Raw genomic sequence first — 20,942 nt, forward strand, 5'->3', positions numbered from 1 at the left:
GCGCCTCAGGTGTTCAGCTCCAGCATCAATGCCGGGAGCTCATCGGCGAGCTCGCGGGCCAGGAAGCCCAGCGGACCGAGCTTGCTCGCCAAACGATCAGCTGCGGCGGCGTGAAGGTGGGTGCCCCAGCACGCTGCCTGCACGCCGCTTGTGCCCCTGGCCCGAAGCCCGGCGATGGTGCCGGCCAAAACGTCCCCGCTGCCGGAAGTTCCCAGTCCGCCGTAACCTGTGGTGATCTTCCACAGTCCCGGTTCCTGCGAACTTCCGGATGAGGGTCCGGCGATGAAGCCCTGGCAACTGACCACTGCGCCGAAGCGCTGGGCGATGGCCACCAGATCCCTCTCCAGGTCCTCAACGTCCCGTCCCAGCAGGATTCCCGCTTCCGTCGGGTTGGGAGTCAGGAGCAGCCGGCCACGCCATGGGCCAAGCCGGTCTTCGATCCGGGCCAGCCCGCCCAAGGCATAAGCATCAAGCACGACGGCGGGCCCTCCTTGCGGGCCGTCGCCACCCTCGCCTTCCTCCCGCGCCAGAAGGGCGTCCAGGAGATGCTCGGCAAGGTCCCGGTCGTCCAGTCCCGGACCGATCAAGACGGCGTCGGCCTTCTCCAGATAAGCTGCCACCCGGTCCAGCCCTTCGCCGGTGACAGAGCCGTCGGCGTTCTCCGGCAGGCCCACAGACCCACATTCGGGCAGGGCCACGGCCACCTGCGGCGCCACGGACCCTGCCACAGCCAGCGTGATCTTTCCAGCACCCGCACGGAGCGCCGAAATGCCGGCCAACAGGGCTGCGCCCGGGGTGGCCCGCGCGCCACCAATGACCAGCACCGCTCCGCGCGAATACTTGTCTTCGCCGGGAGCGGGCAAGGGCCAGTCCCGCAGCAGGGAGGGGGTCACCAGAGTGGGGTTGCCGGGCTCACTGGGGGTGGACACTGGCATCTCCGGCATGTTCGGTCACTGCCACACCCTGCTCTTTCAGATGGTCAGCTACGTTGAAGCTCTCCAGTTGCCAAGGGCCGGCACCCGTGGGACGGACGTACCGGGTGATGGAGGCATTCAGCACCGATGTGGTGGCTGCCAGGTCCAGGATCTCGTCCTCGGACATTCCTTCCAGGACATAACGGACAAGGAGGATGACGGCGTCATGGCAGACCAACATCACCCTGTGGCCGTTTCCCAGTGTGTTGAGCTCGTCCAGGACCGAGCGGAGCCGGAGGGCGACATCGGCCCAGGACTCACCACCCGGCGGCCGGTAGTACAACTTGCCGAGCCAGAGCCGCCGTTCGGCCTCGTCCGGGTAGCGTGCCTCAACGCCTAGTCGCGTCAACCTGTCCAGAATCCCCAGCTCCCGGTCACGCAGGCGTTCATCGATGAGGACCTTTACCGGCCAGCCTGCCGCCTCCACGGCGATCTCGGCCGTCTGACGGGCCCGGGCATAGGGTGAGGACACCACAGCATCGGGCCGGAACTCCTCAGCCATCCTTGCCAGCGCCGTCCCCAATGCCTTCGCCTGCTCCTGGCCCGTAGCGGAGAGGTTCACGTCAGGGTCCCTGGCCGGCACCTGGATAACCTCGGCCCCGGCCAGGCGCGCCTCCGTCGCGGCCACGTTGCCTTCACTCTCGCCGTGCCGGATCAGCAGCAATTCCACGGCACCAGCCTCCTGCACTGCGTCCGTCAGCCCGTCCTCAACCACAAAGATCACCCCTCCGCGTGCGTTGCCGAATGCAGAACACTACCCACTGCGTACCCGCCAAGGCCGGATGGTAAACGGGGGATTGGGAACCCCTTTTGTCCGGACTTGGAGTGAAGTAAGTTGCTCGCATGGAGGACTCATACCCAGTGGTCATTGTCGGTGCCGGATTTGCAGGCGTAGCAGCAGCCAAGGAGCTGGGGGGCAAAGGCATCCGCGTCCTGCTCATCGACTCAAACAACTATCACCAGTTCCAGCCCCTGCTTTATCAGGTTGCGACGTCCCAGATAGGTGTCTCAGCCATTGCCCGCCCCCTGCGCTCGGTTTTCCGTCGCTACAAGACCGTCAAGGTCCTCACCGCGAAAGTGGAGTCAGTCAGCGCGGCTGAACGGACGGTCACCACCACCGATGGCCGCACGGTGCACGGAGAAATCCTGGTGATCGCCGTAGGGGCGGTCCCTAACTTCTTCAACACTCCGGGTGCGGCGGAACTGGCATTCCCCCTCTATTCGGTCACTGATGCCACCAGGCTTGGCACGGGCCTCACCCGTCTGCTGGACCAGGCCGACAGAAACCCGGACGGTTCCGTTGACGTTGTGGTGGTGGGAGGCGGCCCTACCGGCGTGGAAACCGCGGGAGCGATGGCAGAGAACGTCAAATACGTTGTGAGCAAGTATTTCTCGCCGGAGCTTGCCGCGCGGTGCAGGGTGCATCTGGTGGATATGGTCCCCAGCGTCCTGAACATGTTCTCCGCCAAGTCCCAGAAGTATGCCACGGAGCATTTGAAGAAAGTGGGGGTCCAACTGCACATGGGGGTGGGCGTCACCGAGGTCCGTCCCGACGGGGTGGCCTTGGCAGATGGAACTTCGGTACCGGGACAAATCGTGGTGTGGGCAGGAGGGCTGAAAGCCGGCGGCCTGATTGATGGTTCCGGACTGGCCCAGGGGAGAGGGGGCCGGGTTGACGTTCATCCTGACCTGACCGCTCCGGGCGTGGACGGTGTCTACGTCATTGGAGACGCAGCGAACATCACGGATTCAACGGGGGCAAAGCTGCCGCAGCTGGGTTCGGTGGCTCAACAGGCTGGAAAATGGGCCGGCAAAAACATCCTCGCGGACCTGGACGGGGGCAGCCGGGCACCATTCCGTTATGTGGACAAAGGCTACATGGCCATGGTCGGGCGTGGCGCGGCAGTGGCGGAGCTGGGCCGCAAGCGAGTCCAGTTGCAAGGCGTCCTTGCCTTCCTGTCCTGGCTGCTGGTGCATCTGGCCCTGCTTTCGGGGCTGCAACAAAAGGTCCGTGCCTTGTTCTCCTGGCTCAATGGCTATCTTCTCCATAGTCCTGCCCAAGTGGTGGTCAGCGGGCCTGTCGAGAAGGAATCACCGGACCAGGATCCAAGCTAAGTACGGGATCTCAAAGGAGCTGTGACCCCGCCGCTTTCTTGTAGTTGCGGTGTGCCACCAGTGCATGGACTACGAAGAGTGCCCCGGCAAGGGCAAGGGGAAACACGTGCAAGGGAATCGCCAGCAGCATCAGCAGGACCCCGAGTGCAGCGCCCACGACATCACGGAGGCGGGGTTGCGCCGGTCCGGGCACAGGTACCCCGGATTCGAGTTGCCGGGCCAGGTCGGGATCCTGGATGAACAGTTCGCGCTCAAGTTGCTGAAGTACTTTGCGCTCCCTTTCAGAAAGTGGCATGGGAGTCCCTCCTTAAGCGCTGAGGCTGCTTTGTGAGATTGGAGATCAACCGGTTCAGGGGCGACCCTTTTCCAGTGACCCAATAAGCTAAGCATGCTTACTATTCAGACCGCAAGCATGTCGCCCGTACTGTGTGCTTCCCCTCGCCGGACGGGAGGCCCCTCTCCGGCACCCAAGCTGGGAAGATAGCACTGGGAACACCAAACAAGGAGCAACATCATGACACTCAAAGAACGCTTGAAAGCGGACGTCGTTGACCACATGAAGGCCGGCAACAAGGTCGCATTGACCACGGTTCGCAACGTGTTGGGCGAGATCAGCACGCGGGAAAAGTCGGGCAAGACGCCGGTGGAGCTCGACGACGCGCAAGTCACCTCGCTGCTGCAGAAGGAAGCTGCCAAGCGCCGCGACACGGCCCGGATCTACACTGAAGCCGGCGAGGCGGACCGGGCAACAGCCGAAGTAGCCGAAGCGGAGATTATTGAGGCGTACCTCCCCAAGGCGCTCACCCGCGAAGAAGTAGAGGCAATCGTGGACGAGGCCATCACGGCTTTGACCGCAGATGGCCAGGAACTCTCCATGCGGTCCATTGGAGCCGTCATGAAGCCTGTCACCGCCAAAGTTGCAGGACGCTTCGACGGTAAGACGGTCAGCGAAATCGTGCGGGGCCGTTTGGCTTGAGTGGCCGTGGGGTTGGTGTCGCCATGCGTCAGCCAACCCCAAGCAGCCACCGCAGCGTCTCAGCGTTCCGCACGGCATTGCCGCCGCCGTCGTTGTTGAAGTAGGCGTACACGTCCTTGCCCGCGCCGGCCCATTCGCGGATCCGGTCCGCCCACCACCGAAGGTCGTCATCGGAGTAGGAGCCGCCGTAAAGGTGCTCGTGGTCCGGGCCGTGAAGCCGTATGTACACAAACGGTGCGGTGGCGCGGAGGATGCAGGGCAGATTGGCGCCACTCATGATGCAGTAGGCAGCGCCATGCCGCTCCAGCAGCGCATACACCTCCGGATGGTCCCAACTGTCGTGGCGGAACTCGACGGCTACCCGGATCCAATGGGGCAATGCGGCCAGGAAGTAGTCGAGCCTCGCATGGTCACGGGCAAATCCCGGTGGCAGCTGGACCAAGAGCACGGCCCGCTTGTCACCGAGCTCATGCCAGCAGCGGGTAATCCGTTCCACCCAGACCTCGGGACTGTAGAGCTTTTTGGCATGCGTGAGCCCCCGGGGGGCCTTGACCGACATCGCGAAGCCCGGCGGAAGGCGTTCACGCCAGCCGGCGAACGTCGTTTCCCGGGGCCAACGGTAGAAACTCGCATTGAGTTCCACGGTCTTGAACCTCGCGGTATACAGGGCCAGGCGCTTTGACGCGGGAAGTCCGGGCGGATAGAGCACGTTCTCCCAGTGATCGTAGCTCCAGCCTGATGTGCCGATGTGGATCGCCATGGTGTGGATGTTAGTCCTTGGCGCCCAGCACGACGTCGTACGCCTCAACCCGCCGGTCGGTGACGGTGGTAGGCGACTCGAGGTGGACCGCGCCCGAAGGCAGGATGCCGGCACCCCCGAACCTCTCCATGACCTGCCACTGCGCCACCACATCCTCTCCGGCGTGGTTGGCCGGGAGTCCACGCCAAAAGCTGAACCCGCCCGACTCGATCAAGGCGTGCCTGTTGTACAGCACGCACCCGCCCAACCAGGCAACCCTGTAGGGCACCCATCCGTCCGGAGGCAGGGGAAGATCGGTACTGAGGTGGCTGAGGTTGGCGGCGTTGTGTGAAGGGGCCAACGGTTGAAGGCAGCGGTGCCCGGGCGGATACGTTCGGGCATCACAGGGCCCTGCCACGGTTCGAATCCGGCCGTCTCATCCGGCCTCCTCTCGCCCAGATAGGACAGGCCTTGGGGAGCCATGCCCACAAAACCGCAACCCAGTTCATCCAGGGCGCGGCTGAGGCGATCCAAGGCGCCAGGCTCCAGCCACACGTCGTCGTCCAGGAACAGGCACTGTTCTGCGGTGGACTGTTCCAGCAGGAACTGCCGGTGCTCTGCAAGCCCACGCCGAGGGAGGTGGCGGAAAAGGGCAACAGATCTGCCCTGGGCCTCAAGTACCCGGATGACCGCGGCGACGGCAGGATGTTCCCAGTCCGGGCTGTCCGTGGATTGATCGCTCATCACCACCCTGAACGGGGGTTCGGACTGCGCCGCCAAGCCGGCGAGGGTAACTGCCGCCTCGGCGGGTCGATCGCACGTAGGGATGAGCACGTCCGTGGTCGCCGTTTCGGAAACGTTGTTTGGTTCTGCCCACCGCGTGGAAGTTTTCCAGCCCACAGCACACCTCCGGCCCTCAGGATTGGTATGGATTGAGATGGGTTTCCCCTATCTATACCCACTTGGGCCGGTTCTATTCCTCAAGCTGCGTCAAGGAGCGGGCTATTTTCAGCCCCTCGCTCCGGACCTCTCCATCAGGGCGCGAAGGTCTTCGGCTACCTTGGCCACTTCACGTTGCCTGACGGCTCGACCCGGCGTGGATGGGCCGGTTCCTTGACGCGCCGGCCTGTTGGAACTGCGCGGCTGGCGGTGGGGTTTGGGCTCACGCACGGACGCGTCGACACTGACGCTGCCCTGCAGGGGATCGTGGAAGAGTGGGAAGTCCATAGTTTCCGATCCTGACAGAAGCTGCTCCGGGCCGGTATGGACATGTGCCTACGGTAGACGCGATGTGATGTGCAGATGTCCAGGACCGCTCGCAGTTACGTCCCGGCCGGGCGGGCGCGGAGGGAAGCTTAGCCCCACAGCGCCTTTTTGAGCAGTGCCCGCAGTTGCACATTTTCTTCATCGGTCAGTGCCGCCAGCTGGGTTTGCTCGCATGCTTCGAGCCCGGTCCGTGCTTTGGTATGGATCCGCCGGCCCTCGGCAGTGGAGACGATGATCTTTGCCCTGCGGTCCTGCTTGCCCTGCGCCCGCTTGACCAGGCCCCGGTGCTCGAGGTCGTCCACCAAGCTGACAACCTGGCTTGGGTCAAGGCTGAGGAAATCGGCCAGCTCCCGCTGCGTGGGTTCGAGTCCGCTGCACGCCAGGGTGAGCACGGAAAAGGATCGTTCCCGCAGTCCATAGTCCGCCAGCGCCTTGTTGTTCAGGAGTGAGCCGGTGGCATGCAGCTTGGCCAACAGCAGGCCCACGTCGTTTCCGATTTTGGCCGCGGCCAGGCGCGGGATTTCCACTTCGGTACTCTGCGGTCCCATGACAACTCCAATAGTAATGAAAAACAATCGTTGACTTTTTCAATGATCCGTATTCTCATTGATCATGACAAGGATCTCACGACGCCGTGGGATCGGCCCCACCGGCTCCGGCCGGTTACTGCACGCGAAGGAGCACGGCATGAGCTTGAACGGCAAGGTTGCGATCGTTACCGGGAGTGGGCAGGGTCTTGGACTGGCTTACGCGAGGGAGCTCGCCCGCCAGGGGGCCGCCGTCGTGATTAATGACGTCAACACCGAAACCGCTGCCGCCGCAGTCGCGCAGATCCAGGCCGACGGCGGCCGGGCCACCGCAGTGGTGGTTCCCGTGGGCTCGACCGATGCCGCGAAAGCCTTGGTGGCGGGCGCTGTAGAGTCGTTCGGCCGCCTGGACATCCTGGTCACGAACGCCGGGATCCTGCGGGACAAGAGCCTGTTGAAAATGACGGACGAGGATTTTGACCTGGTCATCAACGTGCACCTGAAGGGCACATTCACCTGTGTGCGTGAGGCATTCGCGTACTTCAAGGAAAACAACGTCGCGGGCCGGATCATCACCATCGGTTCGCCCACCGGGCAGCGCGGCAACTTCGGGCAGACAAACTATGCTGCGGCGAAGGCCGGGATCGTGGGCATGGTACGCACCTGGGCGCTGGAGATGAAGAAGGCCGGAGTGACGGTGAACTCCGTGATCCCGGTGGCCGCGACGGCAATGACCAAGACCGTCCCGTATTTCCAGAAGGCTGTCGAGGCCGAAGAGCGTGGTGAGGCGATGCCGTCCTTCTTCCGTCATGATCTTGGTTTTGGAACGGCCGACGACGTCGCCGGGCTGATTGCCTTCCTCGCCTCTGACGCAGCTGCGGGAATTACCGGCCAGGCGATTGGTGCCGGAGGTGACCGGCTGCAGGTCTGGACGCACCCCGAGGCAGCAACCACCGAGTACCGGCAGGGCGGGTGGGACTACGAGGCGCTGCAGGAAAACGCCGGGTCCCTGTTCAGTTCGGACACCCTGCAAAGCTTCGGTGAGGAATTCCTGCCGCTGCCCGCAGAGCTGCAGCCCGAGCCTGTTAAGGCTGAGCCGGCCACGTCTGAACCCGTGCAGGCACGCTGATCATGGCTGACCGTTATGAGTTGGGCATCGACGCTTCGGCGTTGGATGCCATTGATATGCATGTCCACCTCGAGGTGGACAGTTGCGGACACGGCTCGCTCCCGGACGCGCTGACGGAGGCCTCGGCGAAGTACTTCAAGGCCGAGGACCGGACACCGTCGCTGGACAGGATCGCCGAGCTGTACCGGGAACTGAACATGGCCGCCGTCGTTTTCACCGTGGACGCCCGGACGCAGCTCAAGCACGAACCCAACAGCATCCCGGAGTTGATTGCCGGGGCTGCCCGCAACAACGATGTGCTGATCCCGTTCGGCAGTGTTGACCCCAGGACGGGGGAGGACGCGATCGCCGGGGCCAAGCACCAGGCAGTGGAACTTGGTGCCCGTGGGTTCAAGTTCCACCCTTCCCTGCAGGGCTTCGACCCGTCCAACGAACAGTTCTACCCGCTCTGGGAAACGCTGCAGGAGTTGGGGTTGCCCTGCATTTTCCACACCGGCCAGAACGGCATGGGCGCGGGCCTTCCCGGCGGATACGGAATCAAGCTCGCGTACTCCAACCCGTTGCTGCTCGATGCCGTAGCCGCGGACTTCCCGGGACTGCAGATCATCATGGCCCACCCCTCGGTGCCGTGGCAGGACGAGGCAAACTCGATCGCGACGCATAAATCCAACGTCTTCATCGACCTGTCCGGATGGTCGCCGAAGTACTTCCCGGAGTCGCTGGTGAAGGCCTCGAATTCGGTGCTGCAGGACAAGGTGCTGTTCGGCACGGACTTCCCGCTGATCACCCCGCAGAAATGGCTGGGTGCTTTCGCTGACCTGCCGTTGAAAGACGAAGTCCGGCCAAAGATCCTCAAGGACAACGCCGTCCGCCTCCTCGGACTCGGAGGCTGAAATGACCACGACGACGGCAGCAACAGAGACGGATCAGCGGCTGTATACCGTGGCGGACTGGTACGACGCCGAAGCACTCCTCACCACCGAAGAGCGCAAGGTCCTTGGCCGGCTGCGGACGTTCCTGACCGTCGAGGCGAAGCCGTTGCTGGCCGAGTACTGGGAACGCGGCGAATTCCCGGAGCAACTGGCCCGGCCGCTGATCGACCTGGACCTGATGGAACCGGCAGATCTCACAGTCGATGCACCGGCCCGGGGGATCTACCACGGCTTCCGGATCTTCGAACTGGCCCGCACGGATGCATCGTTGGCTACGTGGTACACCGCGCAGGCTGGGCTGTTCAGGACCGCGATCCGGGTTGGTGCCTCGGAGGAACAGCAAAAGGAGTGGATGCCCCGCGTCATCGACTTCTCCCTCAAGGGCGTCTTCTCACTGACTGAACCTGAACACGGCTCGGATATCGCCGGCGGCCTTGCCACCACCGCCCGGTTCGAACCGGGTACCGGAACCAACCCCGACGGCGGAACATGGGTTTTGGGCGGCGCCAAGAGGTGGATCGGTGGAGCCTCCACAGCGGATGTGCTGTGCGTGTTCGCCCGCGACGTCGCGGACGGGCAGGTCAAAGCGTTCTTGGTGGACCGTACCGCCGAAGGGGTGTCTTTGGAGAAAATCCACGGCAAGACCTCGCTGCGGATGATGCAGAACGCCCACATCACCCTTGATAATGTCAGGGTCCCGGACGCCATGCGCCTGCATAACGTGAACTCGTTCAAGGACGTCGCCGCGATGCTGCGGGCGATGCGCTCGGACGTTGCCTGGATCGCTACCGGCATCCAGGCCGGCGCGTTCGAAGCCGCCCTGGCGTACGTCAAGGAGCGGCAGCAGTTCGGCCGGTCCCTGGGGTCGTTCCAGCTGGTCCAGGAGAAACTGGCCCGGATGCTGGGAAACGTCACGGCATCGCTTTCGCTGGTGGTACGGCTGACCGAGCAGCAGGGCTGGGGGATTTACCGGGACCAGGACTCGGCGCTGGCCAAAATGCAGACGTCCCTGATGATGCGCGAAACCGTCGCCCTGGCACGCGAAGTGGTGGGCGGAAACGGCATTACCCTGGCCGCCGACGTCGGGCGTTTCCACGCTGACGCCGAAGCCGTCTATTCCTACGAGGGCACCCACGAGATCAACGCCCTCATCATCGGCCGCGCCCTCACCGGCGCCGGCGCTTTCACCAGCTAACGCTTTTCAAACCAATCAACAGGAGGCAAAGATGCCCAATCTCGTCGTCGATTTCGACACCTTGCTCACCATGTCCGGCAAGGACCTAGGCACCACCGATTACCGCGAAATTACCCAGCAGCAAATCAACCTGTTCGCCGATGCCACGGACGATCAGCAGTGGATCCACGTTGACCCCGAGCGCGCCAAGGATGGACCCTTCGGAGCCCCGATCGCCCACGGCTTCCTCACCCTGTCCCTGATCATCCCGTTCTGGGGCGAACTCTTCGACGTGGACGGGGTCACCACCAAGGTCAACTACGGCCTGGACAAAGTCCGCTTCACCTCGCCCGTCAAGGTCGGCTCCAAAGTCCGCATGAACGGCAGCATCGCCGAGGTCACCGAAGTCAAAGGCGGCGCCCAAATCAAGGTCAACGCCACCATCGAAATCGAAGGCCAGGAACGCCCCGCCGTCGTCGCCGAATTCCTCGCCCGTTTCTACAAGTAAGAATCCCGTCCCTCCTCTCCCAAGGAACAGCCATGTCAGGACACACTGCGCTCGCCGCGTCGAGCACGGCCGCCAAACGCAAAGAAGCGCGCACGGTCATCATGTCCAGCTATTTGGGCAGCACCATAGAGTTCTACGACTTCCTGCTCTACGCAACAGCGGCAGCAGTCGCCTTCCCGAAAGTCTTCTTCGCCGGCACTGATGAATGGGTGGGAGTAGTAGCCGCGTACGCCACGTTCGCGGCAGGCTACGTGGCCCGCCCACTGGGCGGCATCATCTTCGGCCATTTCGGTGACAGAATCGGCCGCAAGGGCATGCTCATCGTGTCCATGGCCATGATGGGCATTGCCTCAACGCTGATCGGCCTGATTCCAGGCGCCAACGTTATTGGTCCCTGGGGTGCGGTGATCCTGGTGGTCCTGCGTGTCTGCCAGGGAATCGCCGTGGGCGGCGAATGGGGTGGGGCCGCGCTGATGGCCCTGGAACATTCGGATCCCAAGCGGCGCGGATTCGCAGCCTCGTTCGTCAATGCCGGTGCACCTACGGGCGCCGTCCTTGGCACCGTAGTCATGGGCATCTTCTCCGCACTTCCCCAGGACGCGTTCCTGGCCTGGGGTTGGCGCGTGCCGTTCCTGTTGTCCTTTGTGCTGCTGATCGTGGGCATGTTCGTGAGGCTGCGGGTCTCTGAGAGCCCCATCTTTGCCGAAGCTGTGGCCAAGGAAAGCGCCCAGGGCACCAAGCGCAAAATCCCGCTTCTCGAAGTCCTGAAGCGCCCCAAAGCATTGGTCATGATCATGTTTGCCGGTGCGGCCGGATTCGGCCTCCAAGTGGTCCTGCCGACCTTCGCCGTAACGTACGCGGTATCCAAGGGCGCACCCCAGCAAGGAGTTCTCTACGCGTTCGCCGGAGCCTCGGCCATCTCCATCCTGTTCGTGCTCCTGGGAGGCCGCCTGTCCGATCGCCTCGGCCGACGCCCGGTCATGGTCACCGGCTTGGCGCTGTTCATCCTTTACCTTTTCCCGATGTTCGGAATGCTCAGCTCCGGCAACATCGCATTGGTCTTCCTGGCCTTCACGGTGGCACTGATCCTGCACTCCTCCCTCTACGGACCCCTCGCCGCCTTTGTCTCCGAGCAGTTCGGCACCACCAACCGCTACACCGGTGCAGCGGTCGGTTACCAGTTGGCAACACTGATCGGTGCAGGCTTCACCCCCGGGATCGTGGCCGGACTGTACAAGGACGCAGGCCAGAGCATCGTGCCCGTGGTGGTGTTCCTCTCCGTCATGTCGCTGGTCTCGATTGTCTTCATCCTGCTGACGCGGGAGTCTAAGAACAACGACCTCTCAACGGTCAGTTAGGAGTTGCGCACCATGGACAACAACGGAGTTGGATCCTGGCTGCACCGCCGCCGCATCAAGTCCGGGGCCGCAACGGCCCTCATCTCCGGCGGGCAAACCCTGAGCTACGCAGCCCTCGCCGAACGGACCGACCATTTGGCCAACGCCCTCAAGGACAGGGGAGTAGCCAAGGGGGACCGTGTGGCCTACCTGGGGGAGAACCATCCGTCCTTCGTGGAGACCTTTTTTGCCTGCGGGTTGTTGGGCGCCATCTTTGTCCCGCTCAACACCCGGCTCGCCGCCCCTGAACTGCAATTCCAGCTGCAGGACTCCGGCGCACGGCTCCTGGTCAACGCCGCGGCCCTGGACGCCGTAGCCTCCGCATCGGTGAAGGAGACACTCGTAACCCACCGTCTGGTGGTGGCGCCCGACGACGACACTGACGGTTCCGCGCTGAAGCTGCCGTCCGGCGTCGAGCACTATGGGGAAGTAATGGCGGCAGCGTCCGCCGCGCCGCTCGATGAGACGGTAACGCTGGAGGACGGTGCCATGATCCTCTACACCTCCGGCACCACCGGCAAGCCCAAGGGTGCGCTGCTGACCCACGGCAACATCACCTGGAACTGCATCAACACCGTGGTGGACATGGACCTGAACCGCAACGACGTGGCGCTGATGATTTCACCGCTCTTCCATGTTGCTTCCCTGGACATGGGCCTGCTGCCCATGCTGCTCAAGGGCGCCACGGTGGTGCTTGAAGCCAAATTCGACGCCGGCCGGGTGCTGGAGCTGGTGGGCCTGCATAGGGTCACTACCCTCAACGGTGTGCCCACCACCTTCCAGATGCTCTGCGACCACCCCGGATGGTCGACGGCGGACCTGACGTCCCTGGACAAGCTCACCTGTGGCGGCTCCGCGGTTCCGGCCAGGGTGCTGGAGGCCTACGAAGCCCGTGGTATCGGATTCACCAGCTGCTATGGCATGACCGAAACGGCGCCCGGGGCTACGATGCTGCCGGTATCGCGTTCCAAGGAGAAGGCCGGATCAGCCGGGCTGCCGCACTTCTTCACCGATGTGCGGATCGTCGATCCCATGGGCGGAATGGCTGCAGTTGGCGAGGTGGGGGAGATCCAGATCTCCGGACCCAACGTCATCAAGGAGTACTGGAACCGTCCGGAGGCCACCGCGGAGAGCCACGCCGATTCCTCATGGTTCCGGTCCGGAGACATGGGCCATCAGGACCACGAGGGATTCCTGTTTGTATCCGACCGCCTCAAGGACATGATCATCTCCGGCGGAGAGAACATCTACCCGGCTGAGGTGGAGGCAGCCATCGCTGAGCTGCCCGCAGTGGGAAGTGTGGCGGTGATCGGCGTTGCCGACGAGAAATGGGGCGAAGTACCCCGGGCTATCGTCACCTTGCGGGACGGCGGTTCCCTGAGCGAGGACCAACTGCGCTCGCACCTGGAAGGCCGGCTGGCCCGGTACAAAATCCCCAAGTCAGTGGTGTTCGTCGAGGAGATGCCACGCACCGCCAGCGGCAAGATCCGCAAGATGGACCTTCGGAAGCAGTACGCGCTGTGACCGGCTTGCCCGAAGCTCCTGCGTTGACGTTCCTCGCCACCCTCAATGTCAAAGTGGGCCTGGCGCTGGATGTCGGGATGACCCCGGAAGGGCAACGGCGGGTCATCCCCATCGTGGGAGGAACCGTGTCCGGACCACGCCTTCAAGGAAAGGTGCTGCCGGCGGGTGCCGATTACCAGGTCCAGCGCGACGCCGGACTGACCGAGCTGGACGCCAGGTACGTTGTGGAACTTGAGGACGGAGCCATGGTCTACGTCCACAACCAGGCGCTTCGTTCCGGAGCGGCGGAAGACCTGGACAGGCTCAACCGCGGTGAGGACGTAGACCCGGCATTGATCTATTTCCGCTGCACCCCACGGTTTTCCACCGCCGCTCCGGAACTGGCCTGGCTGAACAGGGTAGTCACTCTCGGAACCGGGCGCCGAAGGCCTGGTTCGGTGGAAATCGATGTCTTTACTGTCGGGTAGCTAAAGATCCGAGAGGCGGCTACCGGCCGACATAATCCGTTACCAAGCTAAATCCGGGTAAATTTCCTCCATCGAACTGCCTAATTCGCCTCCGGGGCATTACGATAAGCACGACTCACTCTGAGCAAGACGCATCATCGACTCACACCTAACCCCGGGGGATATACCAATGAGCTCTTACCCGCAACAACCGCAGCAGACCCAGCCCTACGCCGCGCAGACCGGCGAACCGCCGCTGTGGGCACCGTACTACGGCGCTCCCATTGGTGCCGCTGTTAAGCGTTTCTTCAAGAAGTACACCGCGTTCAGCGGCCGTGCCAGCCGCAGCGAATACTGGTGGTGGACCTTGGTCAACGCCGTAGTTCTCATCGTTTTCCAGATTCTGATGACCACGGGTTTGTCTGTGGATGCCGACGGAACCCCGGTCTTTGGTGCCGGCTACATGGTAGGCCTGGCCCTTTTGGGCATTTGGGGCCTTGCCACCATCATCCCGTCCATCGCTTTGGTCATCCGTCGCCTGCATGATGGGAACTTCAGCGGCTTGTTCGCCCTGCTGCTCCTGATTCCCTTCGCTGGCCAGTTGGCTGTACTCATCATGTCGCTCCTGCCGTCCAACCCGGCCGGCCAGCGTTTTGACCAGCCGACTGCCTAGTCAGCCAAGCACCACGTTCCATAAGAAAAAGGGCGGCACCACGTGTGCCGCCCTTTTTCATGCCTTTCCCGTGACTTTCGTGCCGCAAAAGGAACACCGTGACATGCTGTGACTGACACGGACCCACGCAACGATGGACCAGCCCCAAAGACGAGGAGTGCCATGCCCAACCCTCCACGCAACAGGACCATCAGGCGTTGCGCCGTGGTGGGCGGCGGCATCATCGGCATTGCAGTAGCCAGGGAGTTGGGCCGCAGGCTCGGAGACGTCCACGTGACTGTATACGAGAAAGAAGACCGGCTCGCAGCTCACCAGACCGGGCACAACTCCGGGGTGGTCCACGCCGGCCTGTACTACGAGCCCGGTGGCCTGAAGGCAAGGCTGTGCCGCAGGGGAGTGGAGTTGCTCCAGGAATTCTGCGCCACCAAGAACCTTCCCTATGAGGCGTGCGGCAAGCTGGTCATCGCCCAGACCCCCGGGGAATCCAAGCGGCTGGACGCCATCTTCGCCAGGGCAACGGCCAACGGAGTCCCCGGCGTACGAATGCTCAGCGGCGGGCAGATACGCGAGGTGGAGCCAAACGCCGTCGGACTTTCCGCCTTGCACTCCCCGGAAACGGCGATCGTCGACTACACGGCCATCACCAACGCGCTCGCCGACGACGTCAGAAGCCAGGGTGGGACCATCCGCCTGGGGCAGGAAGTCATCTCACTTGAACAGCAGGGCAGTGGCGTGCTGGTCAGTACCAAGGACGGCGGGGAACACTATGACCTGGTGGTGGCATGTGCCGGACTGCAGTCGGACCGGTTGGCCGCGGCCACCGGGGAGCCCTCAACCCCACGGATCGTGCCGTTCTTTGGGCAGTACTACTTGCTGGGCAAGGAAGCCCGGGATCAGGTGCGCGGCCTCATCTACCCTGTCCCGGATCCCAGGCATCCTTTCCTGGGCGTGCATCTGACCAAGCGCATTGACGGGGAAATGATGCTCGGCCCGAACGCTTTTATCTCGTTCGGGCGGGAGTCCTATGCCTGGAACCAGGTGGCGTTGCGAGATGTCGCCAATTACGCGCTCTTCCCGGGGTTCTGGAATTTTGCCCGACAGAACGTGCCGTCGGCTGTCCGCGAATTCCAGACGGTAGTGAGCCGGAAAAAATTCATCCGGGAAGCAGTGCGCTTTGTTCCGGCCTTGGAAGGGGCAAGCATCCTCCCCGGCACCCGTGGCGTGCGGGCCCAGGCCATGAACGGCGACGGTTCACTGGTGGACGACTTCGTGATTGCACGACGCCGGAACACCGTTTTGGTGCGCAACGCGCCATCGCCGGGGGCTACGTCGTCGATGGCCATTGCGGAGTACATCGTGGAGCAGGCGCTGCAGGACTGAGGAGTTAACATGCCCGTGACGCGGCAGAAACGGCCCCCACATCATGGCTGGATACCGTTGCCGCATGATCGCTTCACTGGCCTCGCTGGCAACCCGCATCGGCACTGGATTTTTGGCGTGGATCGAAGCCGCCTATGTCCTGGATTGCGCCGAAGGGGAGGCGGCCGATGAGCACCACCTGGCGTGGTTGCCCGCGCTGAGCGGGGTGACAGTGGCCGGCGCCCAGGCCATCCAGTCCCACGCCCTAAAGGTGCCCTCAGAGCCATAGGGATTGCTGTCGAAGCTGCACAATGTTGCGTTGGGCACACTATTCGTTGATCGCGGGTACTATGCCCTAAACTGCTTCACTGGGTGCCGGAAGAGGCACCATGCAGCAACGAAAGCGAACCCTCAATGGCTACTGATTACGACGCCCCGCGCAAGACCGAAGAAGAGTCTCCCGCTGAATCTCTTGAGGCTCTTCAGGCATCCCGTGGCAACGCTGCACAGACTGCAGTAATCGACGTCGAAGAGAACGATACTGCCGAAGGAATCGACCTTCCGGGCGCCGATCTTTCCGGCGAAGAACTGACCGTCATTGTTGTCCCCGAGCAGTCGGACGAATTCACCTGTGGTTCCTGTTTCCTGGTCCGGCACCGCTCCCAGATTGCGCTTGAAAAGAACGGCCTCAAGTTCTGCAAGGACTGCGAAGGCTAAACCACGCCAGGGTCTCCGTTATCTTCGATCACGAACACGGGTGCGAAGACCCTGGAATGTCCCTGCAACGGCCGCAAAAGCCGTCCTTAATGCCCGTCCCGTGACCACCCCGTTGTCCCTTTAACGGTTGTGCGCCGAAGCGGCCACAACAGGCCCGAAATGCCTCCTGCCCTCCTACTGTTGAAGTATCAACTTCGCCTGAAGGGGGCACAAAAAATGAGGAAAATTGGAGCGGGCCTGGCAGCGGTCCTGGCTGCTGCCGGGCTCGGTCTGGCGGCGCCGGGGCCAGCCTCGGCAGCATCTTACTGCGGGTTGGCCTGGGGTTCGTTGGCCAAGGCCGACCCTGATATGAGTTCAGCCAATGTCACCAACGTACGGACCGGCCAGCAGCCCTGTTTCGACCGCCTGGTGATTGACATGACGGGCAAAGTGGCCGGCTACTCCGTCCGCTATGTTCCGGTGGTCACCCAGGACGCCACGGGCTACCCCATCCCGGTGATCGGTGACGCGGACCTGCAAGTGGTAGTGACCGCGCCGTCGTACAACCAGTACAGCCAGCCGACCTACCTGCCCGCAGCCAAGGCGGAGCTCTCCGACGTCTCCGGTTACCAGACCTTCCGGCAGGTGGTTTATGCCGGCAGCTTTGAGGGCACCACAAGCATTGGGCTGGGAGTGCGTGCCCGGCTTCCGTTCAGGGTGCTCACCTTGGACGGGCCCGACGGCGGCTCCCGCCTGGTAGTGGACGTCGCCCATCATTGGTAGGCCTGCTGAGGGTATGCCCAGAACCCAGGAAAGCTGCCAGTTCGCCGGAAAATTCCGGCGAACTGGCAGCTTTCCAGCATTTTCGGGAAGAGCGTTTTCGGGAAGCGCGCTACTCAGGTACCACCAAAGCGGGTGTGTCTTGCCGGATGGTCTCGCCCCGGAAGAACCCGGGCCGGATGCGGGCCATGATCAGCATCAGCACAGCACCCAGTGCCAGGATCCCGATGCCGAGGACGAACACCAGCCCTACGCCAAAGATCTCGGACCCACTGCCGAACTCCGGAGCCCAGCTGTCGATGGCGGTCTGCACGAACACCACGAACAGTCCCACGCCACCCACCAGGGGGCACACAAGCCGCAGGAAGAAGTTCCGGGCATTGTCGAACACGCTGTTACGGAAGTACCAGGCACAGGCGATGGCTGTGAGTCCGTAGTAGAAGCAGATCATCAGGCCGAGGGCCAGGATGGTGTCGTTGAGGACGTTCTCGCTGATTACGTGCATCACTGCATAGAAGCCCGCCGACAGGACACCGGCAGCAACTGTGGCGAAGCCCGGCGTCGAAAACTTCTTGCTCATGTGGCTGAAGCGCTCCGGCAGGGCGCCGTAGTGCGCCATGGCCAGCAGGCTGCGCGAGGGCGAGGTGAAGGTGGACTGCAGGGAGGCCGCCGAACTGGACAGCACCGCGAGGGACATGAGGATCGCAAACGGACCCATCACAGGCGACGCGAGCGCGGTAAAGACGTTGGCGTGGTTTTCCTCGTTGTTCAGGCCGATGCCTGTGTCGCCCACGCCGGCAAACATCATGGTGGCAATGGTGACCAGGAGGTAGATGCCCAGCACAATGACGGCCGTGAGCGTGCCTGCGAGTCCGGCGGTCTTCTTGCCGTTGGCGGTTTCCTCGTTCACGGTCAGGCAGACGTCCCAGCCCCAGTACACGAAGATCGACAACGAGATACCGGCGGCTATCTGGCCAAAGGTTTCAATCTTGGTGACGTCGAACCAGTCCCAGCTGAAGGGAACAGCGGTCTCGGACGTGGACCAGTTGGCAAAGGCCATGGCCACAAAGATGCCCAGGACCAGCAGCTGGAACCCCACCAGTCCGTACTGGACAATTTTGGTGGTGTGCAGGCCGCGGTAGCTGATCCACACTGCCAAGGCCACGAAAACGAAGCAGGTGGCCACGTTCAAGAGCTTGTTGGAGGCGAGGTCGGCGAGCTCGGGTGAGCCGGTGGCCTGGGCCAGGAACAGGTAGAAGAAGTCCACGGCTACCCCTGCCAGGTTGGACAGGACAATGATGTTGGCCGCGAGGAGGCCCCAACCGCCCATCCAGCCCACCCACGGGCCGAACGCTTTGGTGACCCAGGTGAACGTGGTTCCACTGTCCGGGGAATCCGCGTTGAGTTCCCTGTAGGCCAGCGAGACCAGGATCATCGGGATGAAGCCGATCAGGAAGATCACGGGCAGTTGCAGCCCGACTTCGTTGACCGTGGGGCCAAGCGCGCCCGTCAAGGTATACGCCGGGGCGATGGTTGAAATGCCAAGAACGACGACGGCGAGGAGCCCCAACTGCCCCGTCTTCAGTCCCTTGCCGCTGATGTCGTGCGACGTTGCGGCGTCAGCGGTGCTTTTGGAAGCACCGGCGCGGATTGTCTGGCTCATGGGAGGCCCTTTCTAGATGGCCGAAGGCTGTTGCTGTGTGATGCAGTGGATGCCGCCACCCCGGGCGAAGAGTTCGCGTGCGTCAACACTGACCACGCGCCGGCCGGGGTAGGCATCGGCGAGAATGCGGAGTGCTTTCTCGTCCATGGGGTCGTTGAAGCTGCAGGCGATGACGCCGCCATTGACCACCAGGTGGTTGATGTAGCTGTAGTCCACAAACCCCTCGTCGTCGGTCAGGGCTTCGGGGGCGGGAACTTCGATGATGTTCCATTCCCTGCCGGCTGCGTCGTGGGTGGTGCGCAGGAAGTCGATGATCTCCCGGGAGACCTTGTAGTCCGGGTGTTCCGGGTTCTGCTGGGAGTGGACCAGCAGCGTGCCGGGGCTGGGGATGGCTGCCACGATGTCCACGTGTCCGCGGGTGCCGAACTTCTCGGAATCACGGGTGAGGCCACGGGGCAGCCACACTACGTGGGTGGCGCCGATGGTGCGCGCCAGCTCTTCTTCGATGTCGGCTTTGGTCAGTCCGGGGTTCCGGCCCTGATCCAGCTGCACGGTCTCGGTGACCAGGACTGTGCCCTCGCCATCGACCTGGATTCCGCCGCCCTCGTTCACGATCCCGGAGGGGAGGTGGGTGGCGCCGGCACGTTCGGTCACGTTTGCGGCCATCAGGGAGTCTTTGTCCCACGCAGCCCAGTCCTGGCCGCCCCAGCCGTTGAAGATCCAGTCCACGGCACCGAGCTGGTTGTTTGCATCCAGCACGAACGAGGGCCCAATGTCGCGCATCCAGGCATCGTTGAGTTCGGCGGTGAGTACCTCAACGCGGGGGTCCAGGTAGCGCGAGGCCGTTTCGACGTCGTCGGGCGCTACCACCATGGTGACAGGCTCGAACTCAAGGATGGCGTTGGCTACAGCTGCCCAGGTGGAGCGGGCGGCGTGCGCTTCTTCTTCGGTATCGCCCAAGGTGTAGCCGCCGGTGGGGAAGGCCATCCAGACACGGTCCTGGGGAGCCGTTTCGGAGGGCATGCGCCAGGCGCTCATGCGGAGACTGCTTGTGCTTGTGCTGCGCCGAGCGGGGCGTTGGGGTCCACCGGTTCGGTGAGGCGCGCGTAGGTTTCCGGGCGGCGGGTTGCCAAGAAGGGGAACAGCGTCAGCCAGTCCTTGCGCTGGTCGAGGTCCAGGTCTGCCACCAGGACAGCTGATTCGTCGCGGGGTGCCTGGGCCAGGATACGGCCGTAGGGATCGGAGATGAAGGATGAACCGTAGAAGTTCAGGGTGCCCTCGTTGCCGTAGCGGTTGGGGGCGATCATGAACAGTCCGTTGGCGATGCCGTTGCCCACGATCACCTGCTGCCACAAGGGCTGCGTGTCGAAATCGGGGTGGTCCGGTTCGGATCCGATGGCCGTGGGGTAGACCAGGATTTCGGCGCCGCCCAGGGAGTACAGGCGGGCAAGTTCGGGGAACCATTCGTCCCAGCAGGTGGGCATGCCCAGGCGCGCGCCCCCCAGTTCGGCCGGAGCGTGGACCGCATAAGCGTCTTCTGCTTCCGGGCCTTTGCGGAAGAACTTGTCCTCGTAGTAGCCGGCGGTTACAGGGATGTGCAGTTTGTGGGTGCGGGCCACCAGTTCGCCTGCGGGGTTCACCAGGATGGCGGTGTTCAGGCCCAGGCCGTCATCGCTGCCGTCCGGGTTTTCGGCCCGCTGGTAAAGCGAGGCGTGCACTGAGACGCCGTACTTCCTGGCGGCTTCAGCAGCAAAGGTGAAGGTGGGCCCTGTGAGGAGGTCCTCGGTGATGTCCGAGGGGCGGATGCCTGCAGCCGGATTGTTCTCCGGGCGGGTGTCCGCGGGGTAGCGGGAGAGGGTCAGCTCAGGCAGGAAAACAACGGTGGCTCCCAGCTTGGCAGCACGCTCGATGCCCTCTGTGAGTTCGGCGCGGAGAGCGGCCTCGTCGGCGTGCCAGCGGTGCTGGACAACGCCTACCCGCAAGGGGGTGCGCGTTGAGGGCTCGGTGCGGGCCAGGGAAGTCGGGGCTTCGAGGCAGGTTATTTCAATCATGGTGGCATGTACT

General features: G+C 63.2%; 25 protein-coding genes. 14 read left to right on the plus strand and 11 right to left on the minus strand.

From position 1 onward, the window contains the following. Positions 1-5: 5 nt before the first annotated feature. Together LDN85_RS04825 and LDN85_RS04830 are read right to left on the minus strand one after the other, a co-directional pair. Positions 6-929, minus strand: coding sequence for an NAD(P)H-hydrate dehydratase (locus tag LDN85_RS04825; RefSeq protein ID WP_223944751.1), 924 nt, complete (start codon positions 927-929; stop codon positions 6-8). Then, positions 913-1,698 (minus strand): histidine phosphatase family protein, encoded by a 786-nt coding sequence (locus LDN85_RS04830; RefSeq protein ID WP_091554285.1) that lies wholly within the window; start codon positions 1,696-1,698, stop codon positions 913-915. The genes LDN85_RS04825 and LDN85_RS04830 overlap by 17 nt, the downstream gene beginning before the upstream one ends. 119 nt (positions 1,699-1,817) lie before the next feature. Between LDN85_RS04830 and LDN85_RS04835 the strand changes: the two genes are divergently transcribed. Continuing rightward, a complete protein-coding gene (locus LDN85_RS04835; RefSeq protein ID WP_091554287.1) occupies positions 1,818-3,089 on the plus strand; it encodes an FAD-dependent oxidoreductase in 1,272 nt (423 codons plus the stop codon). Positions 3,090-3,099: 10 nt separating this feature from the next. On the opposite strand, the gene LDN85_RS04840 is transcribed toward LDN85_RS04835, so the two are convergent. Further along, complete coding sequence (locus tag LDN85_RS04840; protein WP_026548241.1) at positions 3,100-3,384, minus strand: DUF3040 domain-containing protein; 285 nt, start codon at positions 3,382-3,384, stop codon at positions 3,100-3,102. A gap of 219 nt (positions 3,385-3,603) precedes the next feature. Between LDN85_RS04840 and LDN85_RS04845 the strand changes: the two genes are divergently transcribed. Then, entirely contained in the window at positions 3,604-4,065 is a 462-nt protein-coding gene (locus LDN85_RS04845; protein WP_091554289.1) for a GatB/YqeY domain-containing protein, read from the plus strand. Positions 4,066-4,093: 28 nt separating this feature from the next. On the opposite strand, the gene LDN85_RS04850 is transcribed toward LDN85_RS04845, so the two are convergent. The 5 genes from LDN85_RS04850 to LDN85_RS04870 all read right to left on the minus strand — a co-directional run bounded on the left by LDN85_RS04850 (position 4,094) and on the right by LDN85_RS04870 (position 6,618). Then, positions 4,094-4,825: a DUF72 domain-containing protein gene (locus LDN85_RS04850; RefSeq protein ID WP_091554291.1), complete on the minus strand. Its 732-nt coding sequence runs from the start codon at positions 4,823-4,825 to the stop codon at positions 4,094-4,096. 10 nt (positions 4,826-4,835) lie between these two features. Continuing rightward, entirely contained in the window at positions 4,836-5,060 is a 225-nt protein-coding gene (locus tag LDN85_RS04855; protein WP_223944752.1) for a hypothetical protein, read from the minus strand. After that, positions 5,036-5,704, minus strand: coding sequence for a glycosyltransferase family A protein (locus LDN85_RS04860; protein ID WP_223944753.1), 669 nt, complete (start codon positions 5,702-5,704; stop codon positions 5,036-5,038). Before LDN85_RS04860 ends, LDN85_RS04855 begins: the two co-directional genes overlap by 25 nt. A gap of 108 nt (positions 5,705-5,812) precedes the next feature. Continuing rightward, positions 5,813-6,031, minus strand: a complete 219-nt coding sequence (locus LDN85_RS04865; RefSeq protein ID WP_081733408.1) for a hypothetical protein — start codon at positions 6,029-6,031, stop codon at positions 5,813-5,815. Between the two features lie 128 nt (positions 6,032-6,159). After that, entirely contained in the window at positions 6,160-6,618 is a 459-nt protein-coding gene (locus LDN85_RS04870) for a MarR family winged helix-turn-helix transcriptional regulator (protein WP_026548243.1), read from the minus strand. Between the two features lie 139 nt (positions 6,619-6,757). Here LDN85_RS04870 and LDN85_RS04875 point away from each other — a divergent pair, with 139 nt between their 5' ends. From LDN85_RS04875 to LDN85_RS04930, 12 genes are all read left to right on the plus strand, one after another. Beyond that, positions 6,758-7,726: an SDR family NAD(P)-dependent oxidoreductase gene (locus LDN85_RS04875; RefSeq protein WP_223944754.1), complete on the plus strand. Its 969-nt coding sequence runs from the start codon at positions 6,758-6,760 to the stop codon at positions 7,724-7,726. Positions 7,727-7,728: 2 nt separating this feature from the next. Next, positions 7,729-8,619 carry an amidohydrolase family protein gene (locus LDN85_RS04880; protein WP_026542565.1) on the plus strand — a complete coding sequence of 297 codons (891 nt, stop codon included), beginning with the start codon at positions 7,729-7,731 and terminating at the stop codon, positions 8,617-8,619. 1 nt (position 8,620) lies between these two features. Next, positions 8,621-9,853, plus strand: a complete 1,233-nt coding sequence (locus LDN85_RS04885; protein ID WP_223944755.1) for an acyl-CoA dehydrogenase family protein — start codon at positions 8,621-8,623, stop codon at positions 9,851-9,853. Positions 9,854-9,884: 31 nt separating this feature from the next. Then, the gene (locus tag LDN85_RS04890; RefSeq protein ID WP_026542563.1) at positions 9,885-10,340 is read left to right on the plus strand and encodes a MaoC family dehydratase; all 456 of its coding nucleotides are present in this window, start codon (positions 9,885-9,887) and stop codon (positions 10,338-10,340) included. A gap of 32 nt (positions 10,341-10,372) precedes the next feature. Further along, a complete protein-coding gene (locus LDN85_RS04895) occupies positions 10,373-11,698 on the plus strand; it encodes an MFS transporter (protein WP_026548246.1) in 1,326 nt (441 codons plus the stop codon). Between the two features lie 12 nt (positions 11,699-11,710). Continuing rightward, positions 11,711-13,261 (plus strand): o-succinylbenzoate--CoA ligase, encoded by a 1,551-nt coding sequence (gene menE, locus LDN85_RS04900; protein WP_223944756.1) that lies wholly within the window; start codon positions 11,711-11,713, stop codon positions 13,259-13,261. Next, positions 13,258-13,728, plus strand: coding sequence for a DUF3237 domain-containing protein (locus tag LDN85_RS04905; RefSeq protein WP_223944757.1), 471 nt, complete (start codon positions 13,258-13,260; stop codon positions 13,726-13,728). Before menE ends, LDN85_RS04905 begins: the two co-directional genes overlap by 4 nt. A 169-nt stretch (positions 13,729-13,897) precedes the next feature. Beyond that, positions 13,898-14,380, plus strand: coding sequence for a DUF805 domain-containing protein (locus tag LDN85_RS04910; protein ID WP_223944758.1), 483 nt, complete (start codon positions 13,898-13,900; stop codon positions 14,378-14,380). A gap of 162 nt (positions 14,381-14,542) precedes the next feature. Beyond that, entirely contained in the window at positions 14,543-15,760 is a 1,218-nt protein-coding gene (gene lhgO, locus LDN85_RS04915; RefSeq protein WP_223944759.1) for an L-2-hydroxyglutarate oxidase, read from the plus strand. Positions 15,761-15,824: 64 nt separating this feature from the next. Next, positions 15,825-16,028 (plus strand): hypothetical protein, encoded by a 204-nt coding sequence (locus tag LDN85_RS04920; protein WP_026542557.1) that lies wholly within the window; start codon positions 15,825-15,827, stop codon positions 16,026-16,028. Positions 16,029-16,153: 125 nt separating this feature from the next. Continuing rightward, on the plus strand, positions 16,154-16,456 hold the full coding sequence (locus LDN85_RS04925; RefSeq protein WP_026542556.1) for a DUF4193 domain-containing protein: 303 nt from the start codon (positions 16,154-16,156) through the stop codon (positions 16,454-16,456). 216 nt (positions 16,457-16,672) lie between these two features. After that, positions 16,673-17,218 carry a hypothetical protein gene (locus LDN85_RS04930; RefSeq protein WP_091554308.1) on the plus strand — a complete coding sequence of 182 codons (546 nt, stop codon included), beginning with the start codon at positions 16,673-16,675 and terminating at the stop codon, positions 17,216-17,218. A 109-nt stretch (positions 17,219-17,327) separates the two neighbouring features. Here LDN85_RS04930 and LDN85_RS04935 read toward each other — a convergent pair whose 3' ends face one another. Genes LDN85_RS04935 through LDN85_RS04945 form a run of 3 tightly spaced genes read right to left on the minus strand, consistent with a single transcriptional unit; the run spans position 17,328 to position 20,929 of the window. Beyond that, positions 17,328-18,878, minus strand: a complete 1,551-nt coding sequence (locus tag LDN85_RS04935) for an APC family permease (RefSeq protein ID WP_223944760.1) — start codon at positions 18,876-18,878, stop codon at positions 17,328-17,330. A gap of 12 nt (positions 18,879-18,890) precedes the next feature. Then, positions 18,891-19,916 (minus strand): agmatine deiminase family protein, encoded by a 1,026-nt coding sequence (locus tag LDN85_RS04940; RefSeq protein ID WP_026542553.1) that lies wholly within the window; start codon positions 19,914-19,916, stop codon positions 18,891-18,893. Beyond that, positions 19,913-20,929 (minus strand): nitrilase-related carbon-nitrogen hydrolase, encoded by a 1,017-nt coding sequence (locus LDN85_RS04945; protein WP_091554315.1) that lies wholly within the window; start codon positions 20,927-20,929, stop codon positions 19,913-19,915. Before LDN85_RS04945 ends, LDN85_RS04940 begins: the two co-directional genes overlap by 4 nt. Between the last annotated feature and the right edge of the window lie 13 nt (positions 20,930-20,942).

Origin of the sequence: Arthrobacter sp. StoSoilB20, from assembly GCF_019977295.1 — a bacterium.
In the GTDB taxonomy this organism is placed as follows: domain Bacteria; phylum Actinomycetota; class Actinomycetes; order Actinomycetales; family Micrococcaceae; genus Arthrobacter; species Arthrobacter nicotinovorans_A.

What these genes read in the sequence shown, in the direction of transcription:
- LDN85_RS04835 (WP_091554287.1), top strand. Translation starts at nt 1,818, where the DNA reads ATGGAGGACTCATACCCAGTGGTCATTGTCGGTGCCGGATTTGCAGGC.
- LDN85_RS04840 (WP_026548241.1), bottom strand. Translation starts at nt 3,384, where the DNA reads ATGCCACTTTCTGAAAGGGAGCGCAAAGTACTTCAGCAACTTGAGCGC.
- LDN85_RS04845 (WP_091554289.1), top strand. Translation starts at nt 3,604, where the DNA reads ATGACACTCAAAGAACGCTTGAAAGCGGACGTCGTTGACCACATGAAG.
- LDN85_RS04850 (WP_091554291.1), bottom strand. Translation starts at nt 4,825, where the DNA reads ATGGCGATCCACATCGGCACATCAGGCTGGAGCTACGATCACTGGGAG.
- LDN85_RS04865 (WP_081733408.1), bottom strand. Translation starts at nt 6,031, where the DNA reads ATGGACTTCCCACTCTTCCACGATCCCCTGCAGGGCAGCGTCAGTGTC.
- LDN85_RS04870 (WP_026548243.1), bottom strand. Translation starts at nt 6,618, where the DNA reads ATGGGACCGCAGAGTACCGAAGTGGAAATCCCGCGCCTGGCCGCGGCC.
- LDN85_RS04875 (WP_223944754.1), top strand. Translation starts at nt 6,758, where the DNA reads ATGAGCTTGAACGGCAAGGTTGCGATCGTTACCGGGAGTGGGCAGGGT.
- LDN85_RS04880 (WP_026542565.1), top strand. Translation starts at nt 7,729, where the DNA reads ATGGCTGACCGTTATGAGTTGGGCATCGACGCTTCGGCGTTGGATGCC.
- LDN85_RS04885 (WP_223944755.1), top strand. Translation starts at nt 8,621, where the DNA reads ATGACCACGACGACGGCAGCAACAGAGACGGATCAGCGGCTGTATACC.
- LDN85_RS04890 (WP_026542563.1), top strand. Translation starts at nt 9,885, where the DNA reads ATGCCCAATCTCGTCGTCGATTTCGACACCTTGCTCACCATGTCCGGC.
- LDN85_RS04895 (WP_026548246.1), top strand. Translation starts at nt 10,373, where the DNA reads ATGTCAGGACACACTGCGCTCGCCGCGTCGAGCACGGCCGCCAAACGC.
- menE (WP_223944756.1), top strand. Translation starts at nt 11,711, where the DNA reads ATGGACAACAACGGAGTTGGATCCTGGCTGCACCGCCGCCGCATCAAG.
- LDN85_RS04910 (WP_223944758.1), top strand. Translation starts at nt 13,898, where the DNA reads ATGAGCTCTTACCCGCAACAACCGCAGCAGACCCAGCCCTACGCCGCG.
- lhgO (WP_223944759.1), top strand. Translation starts at nt 14,543, where the DNA reads ATGCCCAACCCTCCACGCAACAGGACCATCAGGCGTTGCGCCGTGGTG.
- LDN85_RS04920 (WP_026542557.1), top strand. Translation starts at nt 15,825, where the DNA reads ATGATCGCTTCACTGGCCTCGCTGGCAACCCGCATCGGCACTGGATTT.
- LDN85_RS04925 (WP_026542556.1), top strand. Translation starts at nt 16,154, where the DNA reads ATGGCTACTGATTACGACGCCCCGCGCAAGACCGAAGAAGAGTCTCCC.
- LDN85_RS04930 (WP_091554308.1), top strand. Translation starts at nt 16,673, where the DNA reads ATGAGGAAAATTGGAGCGGGCCTGGCAGCGGTCCTGGCTGCTGCCGGG.
- LDN85_RS04935 (WP_223944760.1), bottom strand. Translation starts at nt 18,878, where the DNA reads ATGAGCCAGACAATCCGCGCCGGTGCTTCCAAAAGCACCGCTGACGCC.
- LDN85_RS04940 (WP_026542553.1), bottom strand. Translation starts at nt 19,916, where the DNA reads ATGAGCGCCTGGCGCATGCCCTCCGAAACGGCTCCCCAGGACCGTGTC.
- LDN85_RS04945 (WP_091554315.1), bottom strand. Translation starts at nt 20,929, where the DNA reads ATGATTGAAATAACCTGCCTCGAAGCCCCGACTTCCCTGGCCCGCACC.